This window comes from Pseudomonas sp. GW821-FHT07G10 (assembly GCF_059418545.1).
In genome coordinates this window covers 46,514-62,323 of sequence record NZ_JBWKQB010000033.1, presented here as the reverse complement: position 1 = coordinate 62,323, position 15,810 = coordinate 46,514, and the positions used below count along the sequence as shown (strand labels likewise).

Sequence of the window (15,810 nt, the reverse complement as noted above, 5' to 3'; positions counted from 1 at the left end):
AGCAGCCCATATCCTGCGTTGCTGTTCCTCGCCATAGCGGGCTATGACTCGTCACAGCGCCTTGGCTCTGGGCCGCCAGCATCCGAATTTGAGCTAACGAACTAGCCACACAGGCCACTAGTCCGGCATTTCCACCACCCCGTGCGCATCGCTCATCGCGCGCTCCAGCAGATCCGCCGGCAAACTCTTGCTGGCCCGCGCACCCAATAGCTTGAGCTGCTCGCTGCGGCTGACCAGATTGCCGCGGCCTTCGGTCAATTTGTTGCGGGCCGCGCTGTAGGCCTTGTCCAGTTGCTGCAGGCGATTTCCGACTTCGTCCAGGTCCTGAATGAACAACACAAACTTGTCATACAGCCAGCCCGCGCGCTCGGCGATCTCCCGTGCGTTCTGGCTCTGGCGCTCCTGCTTCCACAAGCTGTCGATCACCCGCAACGTCGCCAGCAAGGTGGTCGGGCTGACGATCACGATGTTACGGTCAAAGGCTTCCTGAAACAGATTCGGCTCCGCTTGCAACGCGGCGGAAAAAGCCGCTTCGATCGGCACAAAAAGCAGCACGAAATCCAGACTATGCAGGCCTTCCAGACGTTTGTAGTCCTTACCGGCCAAACCTTTGACATGGTTTCGCAGGGACAACACATGCTGTTTGAGGGCCGCCTGACTGATTACCTCGTCATCGGCAACCACGTACTGCTGATAAGCAGTGAGACTGACCTTGGAGTCGACCACCACCTGCTTGTCACCCGGTAACATGATCAGCACGTCCGGCTGAAAACGTTCGCCATCCGGGCCCTTGAGGCTGACTTGTGTCTGGTACTCGCGGCCTTTCTCCAGACCTGCATGTTCAAGTACCCGCTCGAGAATCAACTCACCCCAGTTGCCTTGGGTTTTCTGGCCCTTGAGGGCGCGAGTGAGGTTGGTCGCCTCATCGCTCAGGCGCAGGTTCAACTGCTGCAGCCGCTCGAGCTCTTTAGCCAGAGAGAAGCGCTCGCGGGCTTCGGCCTGATAGCTTTCTTCAACACGCTTTTCAAACAGCTGAATGCGTTCTTTCAGTGGATCGAGCAACTGACCCAGGCGCTGCTGGCTGTTCTCGGCAAAGCGCTGCTCACGCTCATCGAAGATCTTCCCGGCCAACTCCGCAAACTGCGCACGCAACTCATCCCGCGAACCTTGCAGGTCGCTCAGGCGTTGTTGATGGCTTTCCTGTTGTTCGCGCAGCTCGGCGCTGAGTGACGCGGCCTGGGCATCCAGTCTGCGTAACTCGCTTTCTTTGCTGGCGCGTTCAAGACTCCAGGCGTGAGCGGCATCGCGAGCGTTGTCACGTTCGATCTGCAACAGTTCGATTTCACGGCGAACGGCCGCCAGATCCGCTTGCTTGGTGGCATTGGCCTGGCTCAGGTCGCTGACTTCATCGCGACTGGCATCGAGCTGGGCATTTAGCCCCTCTTGCGCGAGTTGAGCCGTGCTCAGACGCTCTTCGAGCAGCGATAACTCGGATTGCCGGGCACTCAGGCGTTGCTGTAATTGCCAAACCAGCACCAATAACGGCAGTGCAGCACCCGCCAGCCCCAGCAATATGCTGGTCAAGTCCATAGCCATAGCCACTCCTGCCGATTAAATAAAGCACGAAGGTTAACCAAGGCGTCGGGCCAGGGACAGCTCAATCCTGGATCTGACCGAGCTCGCGCATGGCATGTCGATCGCCTGCACGGGCGGCCTGACGCAACAAATCATGACCGATCCGCCGATCCCGGGCATTGCCGCATTCGCGACACATCAACTGCCCCAGACGGCTTTGCGCGGCCCCCCCTCACGTGCCGGTTGCTTGAGCAAACGTCCGGCAAAGTGCTTGACGTTAGGGTTATTGCCCTGACGCGGACTGTCGAGCTGCCACATGGCGACACGTAACGAAAAGCGCTTGGGTTCGATAACACCTGAAGGTGTGGAGATGGCAGAAGGAGATACTGAGCGAAACCTCATAACGTACTGTGGGGCAGATCGGAAGGCGCGCCACTCTACTCTTTTTTTCGTACGGGTAAAGCCGAAAAAATCCTGTACGCCCGTGCTAGAGCAAGCGCTTGGGACAATCCACAGAAGCTGTGGATAACTCAGTGGACAACCGTCCTGCAACTCCCTCAAACCCCCATGGAACGTGGCCCGCAGTCAAACTGACGATTTTTTCACCAGTAAAAAAAAACGATGTTTTTCATTGACTTAAATTTTTGCTACAGGCAGCGACTGCTCAAGAACACGAGGTGACAGCGCGATGACACGCTGCGCAACAAATGTGCACAAGTCCTCTCGAAGCGGTTATATCGGCGCACTTTTTTGGTACACGCTGCGGGAAGAACCCAGTGGCGAGCATTCAAATAGGTGCCTTCCAACCGGCACCTGCGGCAGCCACACTGGCCAACTGCCGGTCAGATTGTCTGCTAGCCTTCTCCTGTTCACCCTCTTGCTGCTCGCGAAGTACGGTTGCGGCTTTGGCCGAACAACAGTTTTTTGCCTAACACACTTCCATTCTTGAATTCAATCCGTTACTATCCGCGGCGTTAGTACCAAGCTGAAAGTCAATTACGGTCGAACAAGTCCCCCGGTACACCTTCCCTAAAGAGAAGCCTCTACCGACAACACGGGATCGACCACCTCGATGGTTTCCAGGTAAAACTTGCGACGACACAGCCTTTGAATCGAATGCAAAGGGTGTTGCCAAGTTCTCATACTCTGACCGAACCAACCTGCAGATTGATCAGGATCTTCACCCTGGGCCCAGAACCTTTGCCCCTGATGTGCTGCCTGCCCTCCTAAGTACCTACCTGCCAGCCCAAGCGCACATAAATCAAAGCGCTTCTAACTGGCTGCTTTGTTCCAGTCGGGTTCTTCGTCAGACCAATGGTGGTCGACGTTACTGGAACGTTTTAACGTTGCACGGTTCTTATCCGTGTCATTTGCAGGAACACCAACATGTCTACTCAAATCCACACTCAGGATGCCATTCGCACCCTCACCAACGCTTTTGCACCAATGAACTGCCTGATCATGGCCGCTCGCAAAGGCTGCTTCAGCTTCACACTGGTCAACGAACACGGCATCGCCCGTCACAGCGAACGCCTGTACCCCGATCAATACTCCAGCGCCGAGCCGCTGCAGGCTGTGATCGAGCGTACCCGTCAGGCACTGATTGCCTGATACGCCAGACTGCTGAAAACCCAAAACCCTGCCTGACAGCAGGGTTTTTTATTGCCCAAGGTTTCTATTTCATTCGAATTGGCTTATAGCACCAACGGATCTAACGGTTATAACTCGAAGCCAGAAATATTTTAAAAACAGACCTTTACAGCACGAATATGACACTAGACTTCAACTCAAGCGGCGTGATCCGCTTCCGGCGAGTCTGAACCGATCCACTGCTGCCAAGCCCCTCAGACCTCGCCGCCCAATAACGCGCCTGGAGGGCTTATGGGTATCGCCGCCAGCGAACTGTGCCGTTACGTCATTCGCCCGACGCTGATCTACCTCGGGCGCCACAGCCCTACCGCCGAAGCGTTGCTGCTGGGTATCGCTGCCAGCCAATCCGCACTTGGCTCCGCCCTTCACGACCGCCGTGGACATGGCTTGTACCGTATCGCCGAGCCGCGCCATCAGGCGCTCTGGGACCATTACCTGGCCCTGGATCCGGAGCGTGCGAGCCTGGTTCGTGGCCTGGCCAGTCAACACGCCTTTCTCAGTGGCCCGCACCTCGAACTGACAGTCAACCTGCGTTATGCCACCGCCATTGCCTGGCTGCTGATAGAAGAGCAAAACACGCCCCTGCCCGAAGCAGATGATCTGCTGGGAATGGCCCGGATTTGGCGCCAGACATTTCAGCCTCAAGGCCGCTTAAGGGACTTCACGTGCGCCTGGCAAACCTGTGTATCACCTCTGAATCAACTCGCCTGCTGACCGGGATCCGTGCAAGATTGCGCGAAAATCCAGGATTCTGGTCTGATTGTCCTACAAAACCGCTCTATCTCAAGCGATACCACCTATAGCGCTCGGATGAAAATGTTGGTAATTTTCGCGTCGGTGATCACCAGGAGTTCTAATAATGAAAAAAGTAATACTCAAAACCACGCTTAGCCTTGCCGTTACGTTGGCATCCACCCAGATTTTCGCAGCTGGCTTTGCCGTCAACGAACAAAGCATCAGCGGGATGGGTACTGGGTTCGCCGGACGATCGTCTTCTGCCGATGATGCAAGCACAATTTATGGTAACCCTGCCGGTATGTCGCGCATCAAGCGTGAACAAGTCACCGGTGGCGCTGCCCTGATCGACGCTCACACCGATATCAGCCACGCCAGCTCCAGCCCCAACGGCGGCACCAACAAAGGCGACATGGTGCCACTCATTGCCGTCCCGATGGCCTACTACGTCAAGCCAATCGACGACCAATGGGCGTTCGGTATCGGAATGTACGCGCCATTCGGTCTGGTAACCGATTACGAAAACGGTTTTGCCGGCCGTTATTTCGGCAGCAAAAGCCAAGTCAAGGTTTTGACCCTCCAACCAACCGTCAGCTATGCGTTCAACGATAAGGTTTCCATCGGCTTCGGTCCGACCATCAACCATATCGACGGCACACTGGAATCCAATCTGTCGATCACCCAGGCCGCCCCTGATGGCAGAGTCAAGATCAAGGGTGACGATACCGCGCTGGGCTACAACGTCGGCGTCCTGGTACAAGCTACCGACAGCACCCGCGTAGGCCTGACCTATCACTCGAAAGTGAAGTACAAGCTCAAGGGGGACACCGAGGTGGACTATGGCGTGCTGAACGCTATAGGTCTGAGCGCCAGCCAGAAGTATGACGCCTCGCTGAAAATCGAAACCCCTGAGTCGGTCGATTTATCGCTCACTCACGAGTTGAACGACCGGTGGACCCTCTACGCTGGCAGCACCTGGACCCGCTGGAGCCGCCTGGAAAACATCACGGTCGAGAACAAGGGCGTTCAGCCGGTGCTGGCCAGCCAATTCGGCACCATCACCGAAGAACAGAACTGGCACGACACCTGGGCTCACGCCATCGGTGCTTCGTACAAGCTGAACAAACAATGGGTGCTGCGTACCGGCCTGACGTTTGACCAGGCACCCACCAACAACATCGATCGTTCTCCACGCATCCCGACTGGCGATCGGAAGATCTTCAGCCTCGGCGCCGGCTGGAGCCCGACTGACGATCTGACCATCGACGTAGCGTACTCGTACCTGCACGAAGAGTCGGTCGGTATCAACAACAGCAACGACCGTGGCCAAACCTACAACGCCAAGTATCAAAACTGGGCAAACGGTTTCGGTGCAGGCGCGACCTACCGTTTCTGATTCACAGCGAGCCTGAACGGCTCGCCAGTTGAATTGAAAAGCCCCGCACTCTTGTACAGAGGCGGGGCTTTTTAGTGGCCAGCGATCAGGGATTTGAAGCCACGTTTTTTTCCACCGCCTCAAGTCAGACGGCGAAGCTACTCGCCCCTGAGCGCCCCTGACAAGTAGCCTCTAACAAGTAGCCTCTAACAAGTACCGATGCCCAATTGCATCAGCGCCAGGCCGCCCTGATGCCAGCCCCACCAGGCCAACGCCAATAGCAGCGCGCAGACACTCAAGCCGACGGACCATGGCCAGAAGCTGTTCATACCGCACTTGCCTGCATTTGCAGGCGCGCAACCGGACGTTCGCGCACCGGCCAGTTCAGCGCAGCGGCCATCAGGCTCAAGAGAATCGCAACCTGCCAGATCAAGTCATAGCTACCGGTCCGGTCGTAGACAACCCCGCCCAGCCAACCACCAAGGAACGAACCCAATTGATGGAACAGGAAAACGATGCCACCGAGCATCGACAGATTTCGCACGCCGAAAAGTGTCGCCACCGTGCCGTTAGTCAGCGGCACGGTCGACAGCCACAAGAAGCCCATGGCCATACCAAACAGATAGGCGCTGATCTGCGTCACCGGTGCCCACAGGAACAGGCCGATCACCACCGCACGCAACAGATACAGCCCGGTCAGCAGGCGCGGCTTTGACATCCGCCCGCCGAGCCAGCCAGCGGTGTAGGTACCGAAGATATTGAACAGCCCGATCAGCGCCAACACGGTGGTTCCGGTGGTGGCGGGCAGATGCTGATCCACCAGATACGCCGGCAAATGCACGCCGATAAACACCACCTGAAAACCACAGACAAAAAAACCGAACGCCAGCAGCCAGAAGCCGGAATGCGAGCAAGCCTCACGCACGGCCTCGGACAAGGTCTGCTCATGCCCGAATACCGGCAACGGGTTGTCCTTGAGCATGCTTACCAACGGCACGATCAACGCCACCAGCAAACCCAGCACCAATAGCGCCGCCGACCAGCCAAGCCAACCGATCAACCCCAGGGTCCCGGGCAACATGGCGAACTGGCCGAAAGAGCCGGCAGCACTGGCGATCCCCATAGCCATGCTGCGCTTCTCGGGAGGAACAGCACGCCCAACCACCCCCAGAATCACTGAGAAAGAGGTGCCAGACAGACCGATACCGATCAACAAACCAGCACTGAGCGATAACGACCAGGCCGAATCGGACAACCCCATGCACACCAATCCGAGGGCATACAACACCCCGCCCAGCAGAACCACTTTCGCCGCGCCGAAACGGTCGGCCAGCGCACCGGTAAAGGGTTGCGCCAGGCCCCAGATCAGGTTCTGCAAGGCAATGGCGAACGCAAATACCTCACGCCCCCAACCAAACTCCGCACTCATCGGTGCCAGAAACAACCCAAAGCCATGTCGCACTCCCAAGGACAACGCGAGAATCAGCGCACTCCCGAGAAGAACCCAACCGCTGGTACGCCACATCGATGTCATTCTTGTTCTCCGGTAGCGGGTATATACCCGCTTATGATCGGACTTATTGCCTTCAGGCAAGCTCGTCCAGCAAGGCCAGCAAGGTTTCCCGCTTTTCTGCACCCAGTTTCTCGATCAAACGCTGCTGCGCCGCTTCCCACGCCGGCAAGGCCGCCGCCAGTCGCTCTAGCCCGGTTTCAGTGAGCAGTACAACACGATTGCGATGATCTTCACCCTCGACCAGCGTAACCAGACCTTCACCCTCCAGCACCCGCAGATTGCGCCCCAGGGTACTGCGGTCCAGGCCCATGGCCTGCGCCAGGGTCGAAATGCTCGGTTGGTCCAGACGTTGTAAATTGCACAGTAAAGAATACTGCGCAACGTTGATCCCGAAGCCGTCGAGAGCGCCGTCGTAATACCTGCTGACGCCTCGGGCGGCACGACGCAGGTTGGTGCATAAACATTGGGAAGGAAGCATAGTGCGTGTATATACCCGCGGTTGAGGGAAAGCAAGTTTTGAAGGATCTCTACGGTACGTTCTTCTTCGTTTTGCAAATCATCAGACCAACGCTAATCCGACCAGCACCGCCACTTCCAGCAGCTCCAATAAGGCGCCTGCGGTATCGCCAGTAGTCCCACCCAGCCGCCGCATCATTACTTGTCGCAACCAGAAGAACACCGCTGCCGCCAGCACTGCGGCAAACACACCGTGTAATCCCGCGATCAGCACACAGGCCACCGTGCTCAGCACCAAGACCTGTTTACCGGCCATACGCGGAAGATGATCAGCCAATGCCTGTCCCAGCCCACCGGCTCGCACGTAAGGCGTCGTCAGAAACAACCCCAGCAACGCGCTGCGGCCGATCAAAGGCGCCAGGATCAACGCAATGCTGTGCTGCTGCTCGATCAGCGCCAGCAACGCGGCAAATTTGAGCAGCAGCACCAACACCAGCGTCACGACCGCAATCGGCCCGCTGCGCGGGTCCTTCATGATGGTCAGGGTGCGCTCACGATCACCAAAACCACCCAGCCAGGCATCGGCGCTATCGGCCAGGCCATCCAGATGCAAACCACCGCTGAACAAGACCCAGGCAGTCAGCAACAGCGCAGCGTGCAACAACAAGGGCGCCCCGGCGAGCCCCCAGTTCAACGTCCACAACAACCCGCCGAGCAGCAACCCCACCAGCGGATAAAACAGCAACGAACGGCCCAGTTCCTGCGGCTGCGGCATACCCGGCAGACGTATCGGCAGGCTGCTGAGAAATTGCAGGGCGATCCAGAAAGGCAGCACGTTCAGATTCCTTCGCTCAACCTGAGATTGGCCTCGACCCGCAGCGAAAACAGCGCACCGTGGCCAACTTCAACATTGAGCAATTGCTCGCGGGGCAGACCACGAGCCTGGGCCAACAGCAAACGCATGACTCCACCATGGCTGATCAGCAACACCCGCTCACCGGCATAGGTTTGGTGCAGCCGCTCGACCGCCGCCAGCACCCGTGCCGAAAACTGCGTCACCGGCTCGCCCCCTGGCGGAGTGAACCCGTAGGGATCCGCCCAGAACAGGCCCAGCGCTTCGGCCTCGGTTTCCATCAACGCCGCTGCGCTCTGCCCTTCCCAGGTACCGAAATGCAGTTCTTGCAGGTCTTTTTCCAGCTGCACCGGCAACCCAAGACGTGCGCCCAGTTCCTCTGCGAAACGTGCGCAACGTTGCAACGGCGAGCTGACCAGTCGATCCCACGGCCCCTTTGCCAGCACCGCGGCGCGCATTTGCTCCCAGCCCTTGGCCGTCAACGCGTCATCCAGACTGCCGCGCAAACCGCCACCGAGTTCGGTTTCGCCGTGGCGCAGCAGGTCCAGTTGCATCATGCCGGGCGATCCGCCACAGCCGCTTCCGCGAAGGTTGCCATCTGGCCATGCAGGTCACAGGCCAGTCGCAACAACGGCACTGCCAACGCGGCACCACTGCCCTCACCCAGGCGTAAGCCAAGCTCTAGCAAAGGCTCGGCCTTCAATGCCTCAAGCACATGACGATGACCCGGCTCGGCACCGCGGTGACCAAACAGCAGCCAGTCGCGGCACGCAGGATTCAAGCGCACCGCGACCAACGCCGCGACGCTGCAGATGAAGCCGTCCACCAGCACGGCCACGCCTTCCTGGGCACAGGCCAGATAAGCCCCGACCAGCGCCGCGATTTCAAAACCGCCGAGATTGAACAAGGTCAGCAGCGCATCGCCGCGCTGGGCGGCATGCAATGCCAGCGCGCGCTCGATGACGTGCACTTTATGGCTGACGCCCGCGGCATTCAGGCCAGTGCCAGGCCCAACCAGATGCGTCACCGGACAATCCAACAATGCGCAGGCTACGGCGCTCGCAGCCGTGGTGTTGCCGATGCCCATCTCACCGCCGATAAACAGCTCGGCACCTGCCGCAATGGCACGGCGCACGCTGTCCCGTCCGGCTTGCAGGGCTAATTCGCCTTGAGCATGCGTCATCGCGGGGCCGTTAACGAAGTTCTGTGTGCCAGCGCCAATGTTCAGATGACGCACGCCCGGCAGATTCAGCGAAGGCGTGACGGTGCCCAGATCGACCACTTCGAGCTGCGCCCCCAGTTGCCGCGCCAACACGCTGATTGCCGCACCGCCGCTGACGAAGTTGTGCAGCATCTGCCCGGTGACTTCCTGAGGGTACGCCGAGACGCCTTCAGCGACTACGCCGTGGTCACCTGCAAAGATTGCAATCCATAACTGATTCAGACTCGGCTTGATACGCCCTTGCAACCCGGCCAACTGCACCGCGATGGACTCAAGCTGGCCCAGGGAACCGGCCGGCTTGGTCAATTGCTGCTGACGGACCGCCGCCTGCTCGTAAGCCAGCGCATCGATCGGTTTGCACGGGTTCAGCCACCAGGAGTTATTCATAACGCAGTTCCTTTCAAAGTCAGGGGCAGGCCGGCGACGGTCAGTACGACACGCTGACAGCGCTCAGCCAGGGCTTGATGCAACCAACCGGCTTCATCGACATAGCGGCGAGTCAATTCGCCCAGCGGCACGACACCCAGACCGGTCTCGTTGCTGACAAAAACAATTTCACCCGGCAAAGACCCCAGGCACTCCAGCAGCGCTTCACGCTCAAGGGCCAGGCGCTCGGGGTTTTCCAGCATCAGCAGATTGGTCAGCCACAAGGTCAGGCAATCCACCAGCAGGCAACGTTCGGCGCTGGCGGTGTCGCGCAATACGCGGGCCAGCTCCAAGGGTTCTTCGATCAATGACCATTCAACCGGACGACGCTGGCGATGATGGGCAATGCGCTCGTTCATTTCGCCATCCAGCGGCTGGCTGGTCGCTATATAAGTCACGGCCAGACCGCTGTCGCAGGCGAGTTTTTCAGCCAGACGACTTTTACCGGAGCGGGCGCCGCCGAGGATCAGTTGCAGCATGGTCATATCCCTTCAATTTAGCGGTGCGGCCACTGGCCCCATCGCGAGCAAGCTCGCTCCTACAGTGGATTTTCGTTGTGCCGCAATTGCGTGCCCTGCCGGATTAAATGTAGGAGCGAGCTTGCTCGCGATAGGGCCATAACACTCACCCTAAATCCCACAGAGTTCGCGCAAATAGCTCGTATCAAGATGCTTTTCCACCAGATCGGCCAAGCGCTCAATGTCACGCTCGCGCAAGGAGTGGTAGTCCACCTCCTGCACCTCCTGCAAACCCGCCCAGCGCAACAGCGCACTGCAGGCCGCCGACGACTCGAACAGGCCATGCAGATAGGTGCCGAAAATCTGCCCGTCTGCACTTTGCGCGCCATCACTGCGGCCGTCATCCAGATACACGGCAGCCCGCTCCAGCGCGGCACCGGTAGTGACTCCGGCATGAATCTCATAACCGTTGACTGGCGCGTCTTCCAGCGCCAGATGGCCACGTACGTTGCGCAGTTGCTTCTCTTCTTCAAGGACTGTGGCGAAGGCCAGCAGGCCGAGACCGGCACTGGACCCCGGCGCACCTTCAAGCCCCAGCGGGTCATGCAACTGCTCGCCGAGCATCTGCAAACCGCCGCAGATTCCCAGCAGCTTGCCGCCGTAGCGCAAGTGCCGCGAGATAGCCGTGTCCCAGCCGTTGCCGCGCAAGAACGCGAGGTCGCTGCGTACGCTTTTCGAACCGGGGAGAATAATCAAATCAGCCGGAGGAATCGGCTGGCCCGGACCGACGAATTGCAGATCGACTTGCGGGTGCAGACGCAGCGGATCGAAATCGGTGTGGTTGCTGATGCGCGGCAAGACCGGCACCAGCACTTTCAACACCTGCCCGACCTTGTCGGTCTGACGCTGATCGATGCCGTCTTCAGCCTCCAGGTGCAGGTCCATCACGTATGGCAACACGCCAATCACCGGCTTCCCGGTGCGCTCCTGGAGCCAGTCGAGGCCCGGTTGCAGCAAGGCAATGTCGCCACGAAAACGGTTGATGATGAAGCCTTTGACCCGTGCCTGCTCGCTGGCCGACAACAATTCCAAAGTGCCCACCAAATGGGCAAACACTCCACCGCGATTGATGTCAGCAATCAGCAACACCGGGCAGTCCACCGCTTCGGCAAACCCCATGTTGGCGATATCGCCAGCACGCAGATTAATCTCGGCCGGCGAACCCGCACCCTCGACCATCACCACCGGGTAGGCAGCACTCAAGCGTTGATGGGAGGCCAGCACCGCCTGCATGGCGATGGCTTTGTAGTCGTGATAGGCCACGGCGTTCATGCTGGTCACCGCGCGACCATGAATGATCACCTGCGCGCCGGTCTCACTGTTGGGCTTGAGCAGCACCGGGTTCATGTCGGTGTGCGGTTCAAGATTGGCGGCCTGAGCCTGCACCGCTTGTGCACGACCGATCTCGCCGCCATCCGCCGTTACCGCGCTATTGAGCGCCATGTTCTGCGGTTTGAAGGGCACGACGCGGACGCCTTGGCGGGTCAGCCAGCGGCACAGCGCCGTTACCAGCGTACTTTTACCGGCGTCCGAGGTGGTGCCTTGCACCATCAGCGTGGTCATGGTGTTTGTTCCTTGGTGTAGGCCTCTAACGCTTGATCGAGGCGCAGCCAATCGGCTTCATCGGCCGGCAAGCCGAAACGCAGGCTGCTGTTGTGGGTAAACAGCCGCAACAGAATGCCGCGTTGAGCCATGAATGCGTGCAGATGCTCAGCGCGCTCAGTGACCAGCCATTGGAACAAGGCGCAGCCGCCCTGTGGCTTGAATCCATGGTGCTCAAGCACTTGCGTCAACCGTTGACTGGCTTCTTCGCTGCGCAGACGTTGCCGGGCATGCCCCACCGTATCGCGCAGGCAAACCTGCCCCAACACCCGTGTCGGCCCACTGACCGCCCAGGGTCCGACCTGTTCGGCGAGCAATTTGAGCAGTTTGCGCTCGGCCAGCACGAAGCCCAGACGTACACCGGCCAAACCGAAAAACTTGCCGAATGATCGCAAAACGATCAACCCGACCTGATTGGCATGAACGGCCAGACTGAGCTGCGGTGTGTTGTCCATGAACGCTTCATCGACCACCAGCCAGCCGCCGCGTTGCGCCAGTCGAGCATGCCAGTCGAGTAACCGATCCGGGGTCAGGCTCAGGCCGGTGGGGTTATTCGGGTTGACCACCACCAGCACGTCAAGGTGGTCGAGAAAGAAGTCTACTTCCTGCTCCAGCACCTCACGCACGATGTAGCCGCAGCGGCGCCATGCCTCGGCATGCTCGGCGTAACAGGGCGAGAGCACGCCAACCTTGCCGGCACGGCGTAATCGCGGCAGCAACTGGATCGCCGCTTGCGAGCCCGGAACCGGTAGCACTTGAGTCGCGCCGTAGTAATCGCAGGCGGCTTGCTCAAGACCATCATCGGTTTCCGGCAAACGCGCCCAGGCCCGCAGAGGGATCTGCGGTACCGGCCACGGCCAAGGCGCAAGGCCACTGGACAGGTCCAGCCAATCCGCTTCGGCAATGCCGTATTGCAGCGCGGCCTTGCGCAACCGTCCGCCGTGCTCAAGCATAGAGCTCAGCTCCCACGCAGAAAATCAGCAACCATAACCACACCCCGCGCTGCACCAGTTGCCAGCCACGGTCGATGGAGTTGGCATCAGCCGGCACGCCCTCACCCAGTTGCGGACGCTGGTGCAGTTCACCGTGGTAGATCGCTGCCCCGCCCAACTCAACGCCCAAGGCCCCCGCGCCCGCTGCCATTACCGGACCTGCGTTCGGGCTGTCCCAGGTGGGTCCCTGAGTCCGCCAGCACTTCAGCGCCAGACGGGTCTTGCCCAAGAGCGCGTAGGTCAGGGCAACCAGGCGAGCAGGAATATAGTTAAGAGCATCGTCGATCTTCGCCGCCGCCCAGCCAAAGCGTTCGAAGCGTTCATTGCGATAGCCCCACATCGCGTCCAGCGTATTGCTCAGGCGATATAGCACCACGCCCGGTGCGCCGGCGACGGCAAACCAGAACAACGCAGCGAACACCGCATCGCTACCGTTTTCCAACACCGACTCAGTGGCGGCCCGGGCGACTTCCGTGGAATCAAGCTCACTGGTCTGACGGCTGACCAGATAGCCCACTCGACGTCGTGCTTGCTCCAGGTCATCGCTGCGCAGAGCCTGAGCGACCGGCTTGACATGCTCGCCAAGGCTGCGCAAGCCAAGGGCGCAATACAACGCGAGGATCTCGACCAGCCAACCGATATACGGCAGCCAGGCAAAGGCGGTCACCAATAGAGTCAGCGGCAACACCGCCAGGACCCAGGCGGTGACGCCGTGACTGCGCCAGCCACGACCGCCGGAGTTGAAACGTTGCTCGATGCGATCGGCAAAACGGCCGAACGCCACCAGCGGATGCCAGCGCCTGGGTTCGCCCAGCAGCGCATCCAGCGCGACCGCGGCGGCACTCAACAACGCCACACTCATTGACTCACTCCCCAATAATTCTCATACAGCAATTCACTCAGCGGGCGCGGCTGCGCCCAGCCTTCAAGCACCAACATGGGGGCCGGATAAAACGCCGTGACCGGACCCAGGCACAATACCGCCAGCGGTTTGGCCCCGGCCGGCAGACCCAGCAAGTCGGCCAGCGCCTGGGGCTCGAACAGCGACACCCAGCCCATCCCCAAGCCTTCGGCGCGGGACGCCAGCCAGAGATTCTGAATGGCACAGGACAACGACGCCATGTCCATCTCCGGCAAGGTCCGGCGCCCAAAGATATGCCGCTCGCGATCGTCCATCAGCGCGGCGACCAGCACTTCAGCGCAATCGTTGATGCCTTCGACTTTCAATTTCATGAAGTCGTCGGAGCGTTCGCCCAAGGCCTCGGCAGTGCGTACACGTTCTTCTTCGACCAGTTGCTGAATTTTGCTGCGCAACGGGCGGTCGGTGATGCGGATAAACCGCCACGGCTGCATCAGGCCCACACTTGGAGCTTGATGGGCGGCCTCGAGCAGACGCCTGAGCAGTTCGGGCTCAACGGTGCCGCCAGCAAAGTGACGCATGTCGCGGCGTTCGCCGATCACGCGATAAACAGCCTCACGTTCGGCCGGACTAAAGGCGTTGTCGGTCATGGCCTCTTCGCGAGCAAGCTCGCTCCTACAGGAAGTACACGATCTAGTGTGGGAGCGAGCTTGCTCGCGATAGCGGTTTGCGAGCCAGGCGCAAAAAGTGCGGCCACCGCAGAGGGATTGGAAGGGAAATAGAAGTGCACATAGGAAGCGGTCATTCGACCGTCACGGTAGACCGCTTCGGCGCCACGCCCACCGTTAGGGCTCAGGCCCCGGGCTATCGGCTCAAGCGCTGTACTGGTCAGCGAGTGATGATAGGTGTGGCCGCGCAATGAGCCCTCTGGCAGATCAACCGCCTGCAAGGCCAACGCCGCGAGACGCTTTTGCATCACCGCTTCGCCGGCGAGCAACCCCACCAGTTCGGCGCGCTGACCGTCGACATCGGTCAGGGAGTCGAGCAGATACAACATGCCGCCACACTCGGCCAGCAACGGCTTGTCGGCCGCGTGGTGCGCGCGGATCGCAGCCAGCATCGTGGCGTTTTCCGCCAGCGCAACATGATGCAATTCCGGGTAGCCGCCCGGCAGGTACAAGCTGTCAGCCTCGGGCAGTTCGCGATCATGGATCGGCGAAAAGAACAGCAACTCGGCGCCCATCGCCCGTAGCAGGTCCAGGCTCGCCCCGTAGGTGAAAGCAAATGCCTCATCGCGAGCCACGGCAATCCGCACACCGGCCAATAATGGCTCGGCGACGACAACCTCAGGCGCAGCGAACCCGACTGCCGGCGGCAACGCCACTTCACAACTGCTGGCCAAGGCTTCGGCCGCCGCGTCGAGGCGCAGATCCAGATCATTCAGTTCGCTGGCCTGCACCAGGCCCAGGTGGCGGCTCGGCAGTTCGATCCCGGTTTCGCGAGACAGCGCGCCATACCAGCGCAGGCCTTCGGTCAGGCTGCCTTCGAGCAATTGCGCGTGGCGCAACGTGCCAACCCGGTTGGCCAGAACGCCGGCAAACGGCAAGTCCGCCTGATAGCGCGCCAGCCCCAAGGCCAGGGCACCGAACGTCTGGGCCATGGCCGTACCGTCGATCACGGCGAGCACCGGCACGCCGAAGTGCCGCGCCAAATCGGCGCTGGACGGCGTACCGTCGAACAGACCCATGACGCCTTCGATCAGGATCAGGTCAGCCTCGCCCGCCGCTTCCCACAGCAGTCGACGGCTTTCTTGTTCGCCGACCATCCACATGTCCAATTGATACACCGGCGCGCCGCTGGCGCGCTCGAGAATCATTGGGTCGAGAAAGTCCGGACCGCACTTGAATACCCGGACCTTGCGCCCCTGATTGCGATGCAAGCGGGCCAGCGCGGCGGTCACGGTGGTCTTGCCCTGACCGGAAGCCGGTGCGGCGATCAATACCGCCGGACAATGACGTGCATCACTCATGCTTC

16 protein-coding genes and 1 pseudogene are annotated in these 15,810 nt (G+C 59.9%); 3 read left to right on the top strand and 14 right to left on the bottom strand.

Annotated features, from left to right (window positions below; all coding sequences use genetic code 11):
• Positions 1-117: 117 nt before the first annotated feature.
• Positions 118-1,482: a DNA recombination protein RmuC gene (locus AC07O1_RS26385; protein WP_495090706.1), complete on the bottom strand. Its 1,365-nt coding sequence runs from the start codon at positions 1,480-1,482 to the stop codon at positions 118-120.
• A gap of 175 nt (positions 1,483-1,657) precedes the next feature.
• Positions 1,658-1,977 (bottom strand): annotated as a pseudogene (locus tag AC07O1_RS26380) (sel1 repeat family protein).
• 984 nt (positions 1,978-2,961) lie between these two features.
• On the opposite strand from AC07O1_RS26380, the gene AC07O1_RS26375 reads away from it, so the two are divergent.
• From AC07O1_RS26375 to AC07O1_RS26365, 3 genes are all read left to right on the top strand, one after another.
• On the top strand, positions 2,962-3,186 hold the full coding sequence (locus AC07O1_RS26375) for a hypothetical protein (RefSeq protein ID WP_019407963.1): 225 nt from the start codon (positions 2,962-2,964) through the stop codon (positions 3,184-3,186).
• A gap of 270 nt (positions 3,187-3,456) precedes the next feature.
• Positions 3,457-3,939 carry a hypothetical protein gene (locus AC07O1_RS26370; RefSeq protein WP_494993724.1) on the top strand — a complete coding sequence of 161 codons (483 nt, stop codon included), beginning with the start codon at positions 3,457-3,459 and terminating at the stop codon, positions 3,937-3,939.
• 145 nt (positions 3,940-4,084) lie between these two features.
• A complete protein-coding gene (locus AC07O1_RS26365) occupies positions 4,085-5,356 on the top strand; it encodes an OmpP1/FadL family transporter (protein WP_494993723.1) in 1,272 nt (423 codons plus the stop codon).
• Positions 5,357-5,541: 185 nt separating this feature from the next.
• Here AC07O1_RS26365 and AC07O1_RS26360 read toward each other — a convergent pair whose 3' ends face one another.
• From AC07O1_RS26360 to AC07O1_RS26305, 12 genes are all read right to left on the bottom strand, one after another.
• Entirely contained in the window at positions 5,542-5,664 is a 123-nt protein-coding gene (locus tag AC07O1_RS26360; protein ID WP_494993722.1) for a hypothetical protein, read from the bottom strand.
• A complete protein-coding gene (locus AC07O1_RS26355; protein WP_494993721.1) occupies positions 5,661-6,869 on the bottom strand; it encodes an MFS transporter in 1,209 nt (402 codons plus the stop codon). The genes AC07O1_RS26360 and AC07O1_RS26355 overlap by 4 nt, the downstream gene beginning before the upstream one ends.
• Before the next feature lie 52 nt (positions 6,870-6,921).
• The gene (locus AC07O1_RS26350; protein ID WP_495012986.1) at positions 6,922-7,326 is read right to left on the bottom strand and encodes a MarR family winged helix-turn-helix transcriptional regulator; all 405 of its coding nucleotides are present in this window, start codon (positions 7,324-7,326) and stop codon (positions 6,922-6,924) included.
• Positions 7,327-7,407: 81 nt separating this feature from the next.
• Positions 7,408-8,139 (bottom strand): adenosylcobinamide-GDP ribazoletransferase, encoded by a 732-nt coding sequence (locus tag AC07O1_RS26345; RefSeq protein ID WP_495090705.1) that lies wholly within the window; start codon positions 8,137-8,139, stop codon positions 7,408-7,410.
• A 2-nt stretch (positions 8,140-8,141) separates the two neighbouring features.
• Positions 8,142-8,714: a histidine phosphatase family protein gene (locus tag AC07O1_RS26340; protein ID WP_495090704.1), complete on the bottom strand. Its 573-nt coding sequence runs from the start codon at positions 8,712-8,714 to the stop codon at positions 8,142-8,144.
• Entirely contained in the window at positions 8,711-9,766 is a 1,056-nt protein-coding gene (cobT, locus tag AC07O1_RS26335) for a nicotinate-nucleotide--dimethylbenzimidazole phosphoribosyltransferase (RefSeq protein ID WP_495090703.1), read from the bottom strand. Before cobT ends, AC07O1_RS26340 begins: the two co-directional genes overlap by 4 nt.
• Positions 9,763-10,284, bottom strand: coding sequence for a bifunctional adenosylcobinamide kinase/adenosylcobinamide-phosphate guanylyltransferase (gene cobU / locus AC07O1_RS26330; protein WP_495012983.1), 522 nt, complete (start codon positions 10,282-10,284; stop codon positions 9,763-9,765). Before cobU ends, cobT begins: the two co-directional genes overlap by 4 nt.
• A 150-nt stretch (positions 10,285-10,434) precedes the next feature.
• Positions 10,435-11,886, bottom strand: a complete 1,452-nt coding sequence (locus AC07O1_RS26325; protein ID WP_495090702.1) for a cobyric acid synthase — start codon at positions 11,884-11,886, stop codon at positions 10,435-10,437.
• Complete coding sequence (gene cobD / locus AC07O1_RS26320) at positions 11,883-12,878, bottom strand: threonine-phosphate decarboxylase CobD (RefSeq protein WP_495090701.1); 996 nt, start codon at positions 12,876-12,878, stop codon at positions 11,883-11,885. The genes AC07O1_RS26325 and cobD overlap by 4 nt, the downstream gene beginning before the upstream one ends.
• Positions 12,871-13,779 carry an adenosylcobinamide-phosphate synthase CbiB gene (cbiB, locus tag AC07O1_RS26315; RefSeq protein ID WP_495090700.1) on the bottom strand — a complete coding sequence of 303 codons (909 nt, stop codon included), beginning with the start codon at positions 13,777-13,779 and terminating at the stop codon, positions 12,871-12,873. The genes cobD and cbiB overlap by 8 nt, the downstream gene beginning before the upstream one ends.
• Positions 13,776-14,426 (bottom strand): 5,6-dimethylbenzimidazole synthase, encoded by a 651-nt coding sequence (gene bluB, locus AC07O1_RS26310; protein ID WP_495090699.1) that lies wholly within the window; start codon positions 14,424-14,426, stop codon positions 13,776-13,778. Before bluB ends, cbiB begins: the two co-directional genes overlap by 4 nt.
• Positions 14,423-15,805 carry a cobyrinic acid a,c-diamide synthase CobB gene (locus tag AC07O1_RS26305; RefSeq protein WP_494993711.1) on the bottom strand — a complete coding sequence of 461 codons (1,383 nt, stop codon included), beginning with the start codon at positions 15,803-15,805 and terminating at the stop codon, positions 14,423-14,425. Before AC07O1_RS26305 ends, bluB begins: the two co-directional genes overlap by 4 nt.
• Positions 15,806-15,810: the final 5 nt, after the last annotated feature.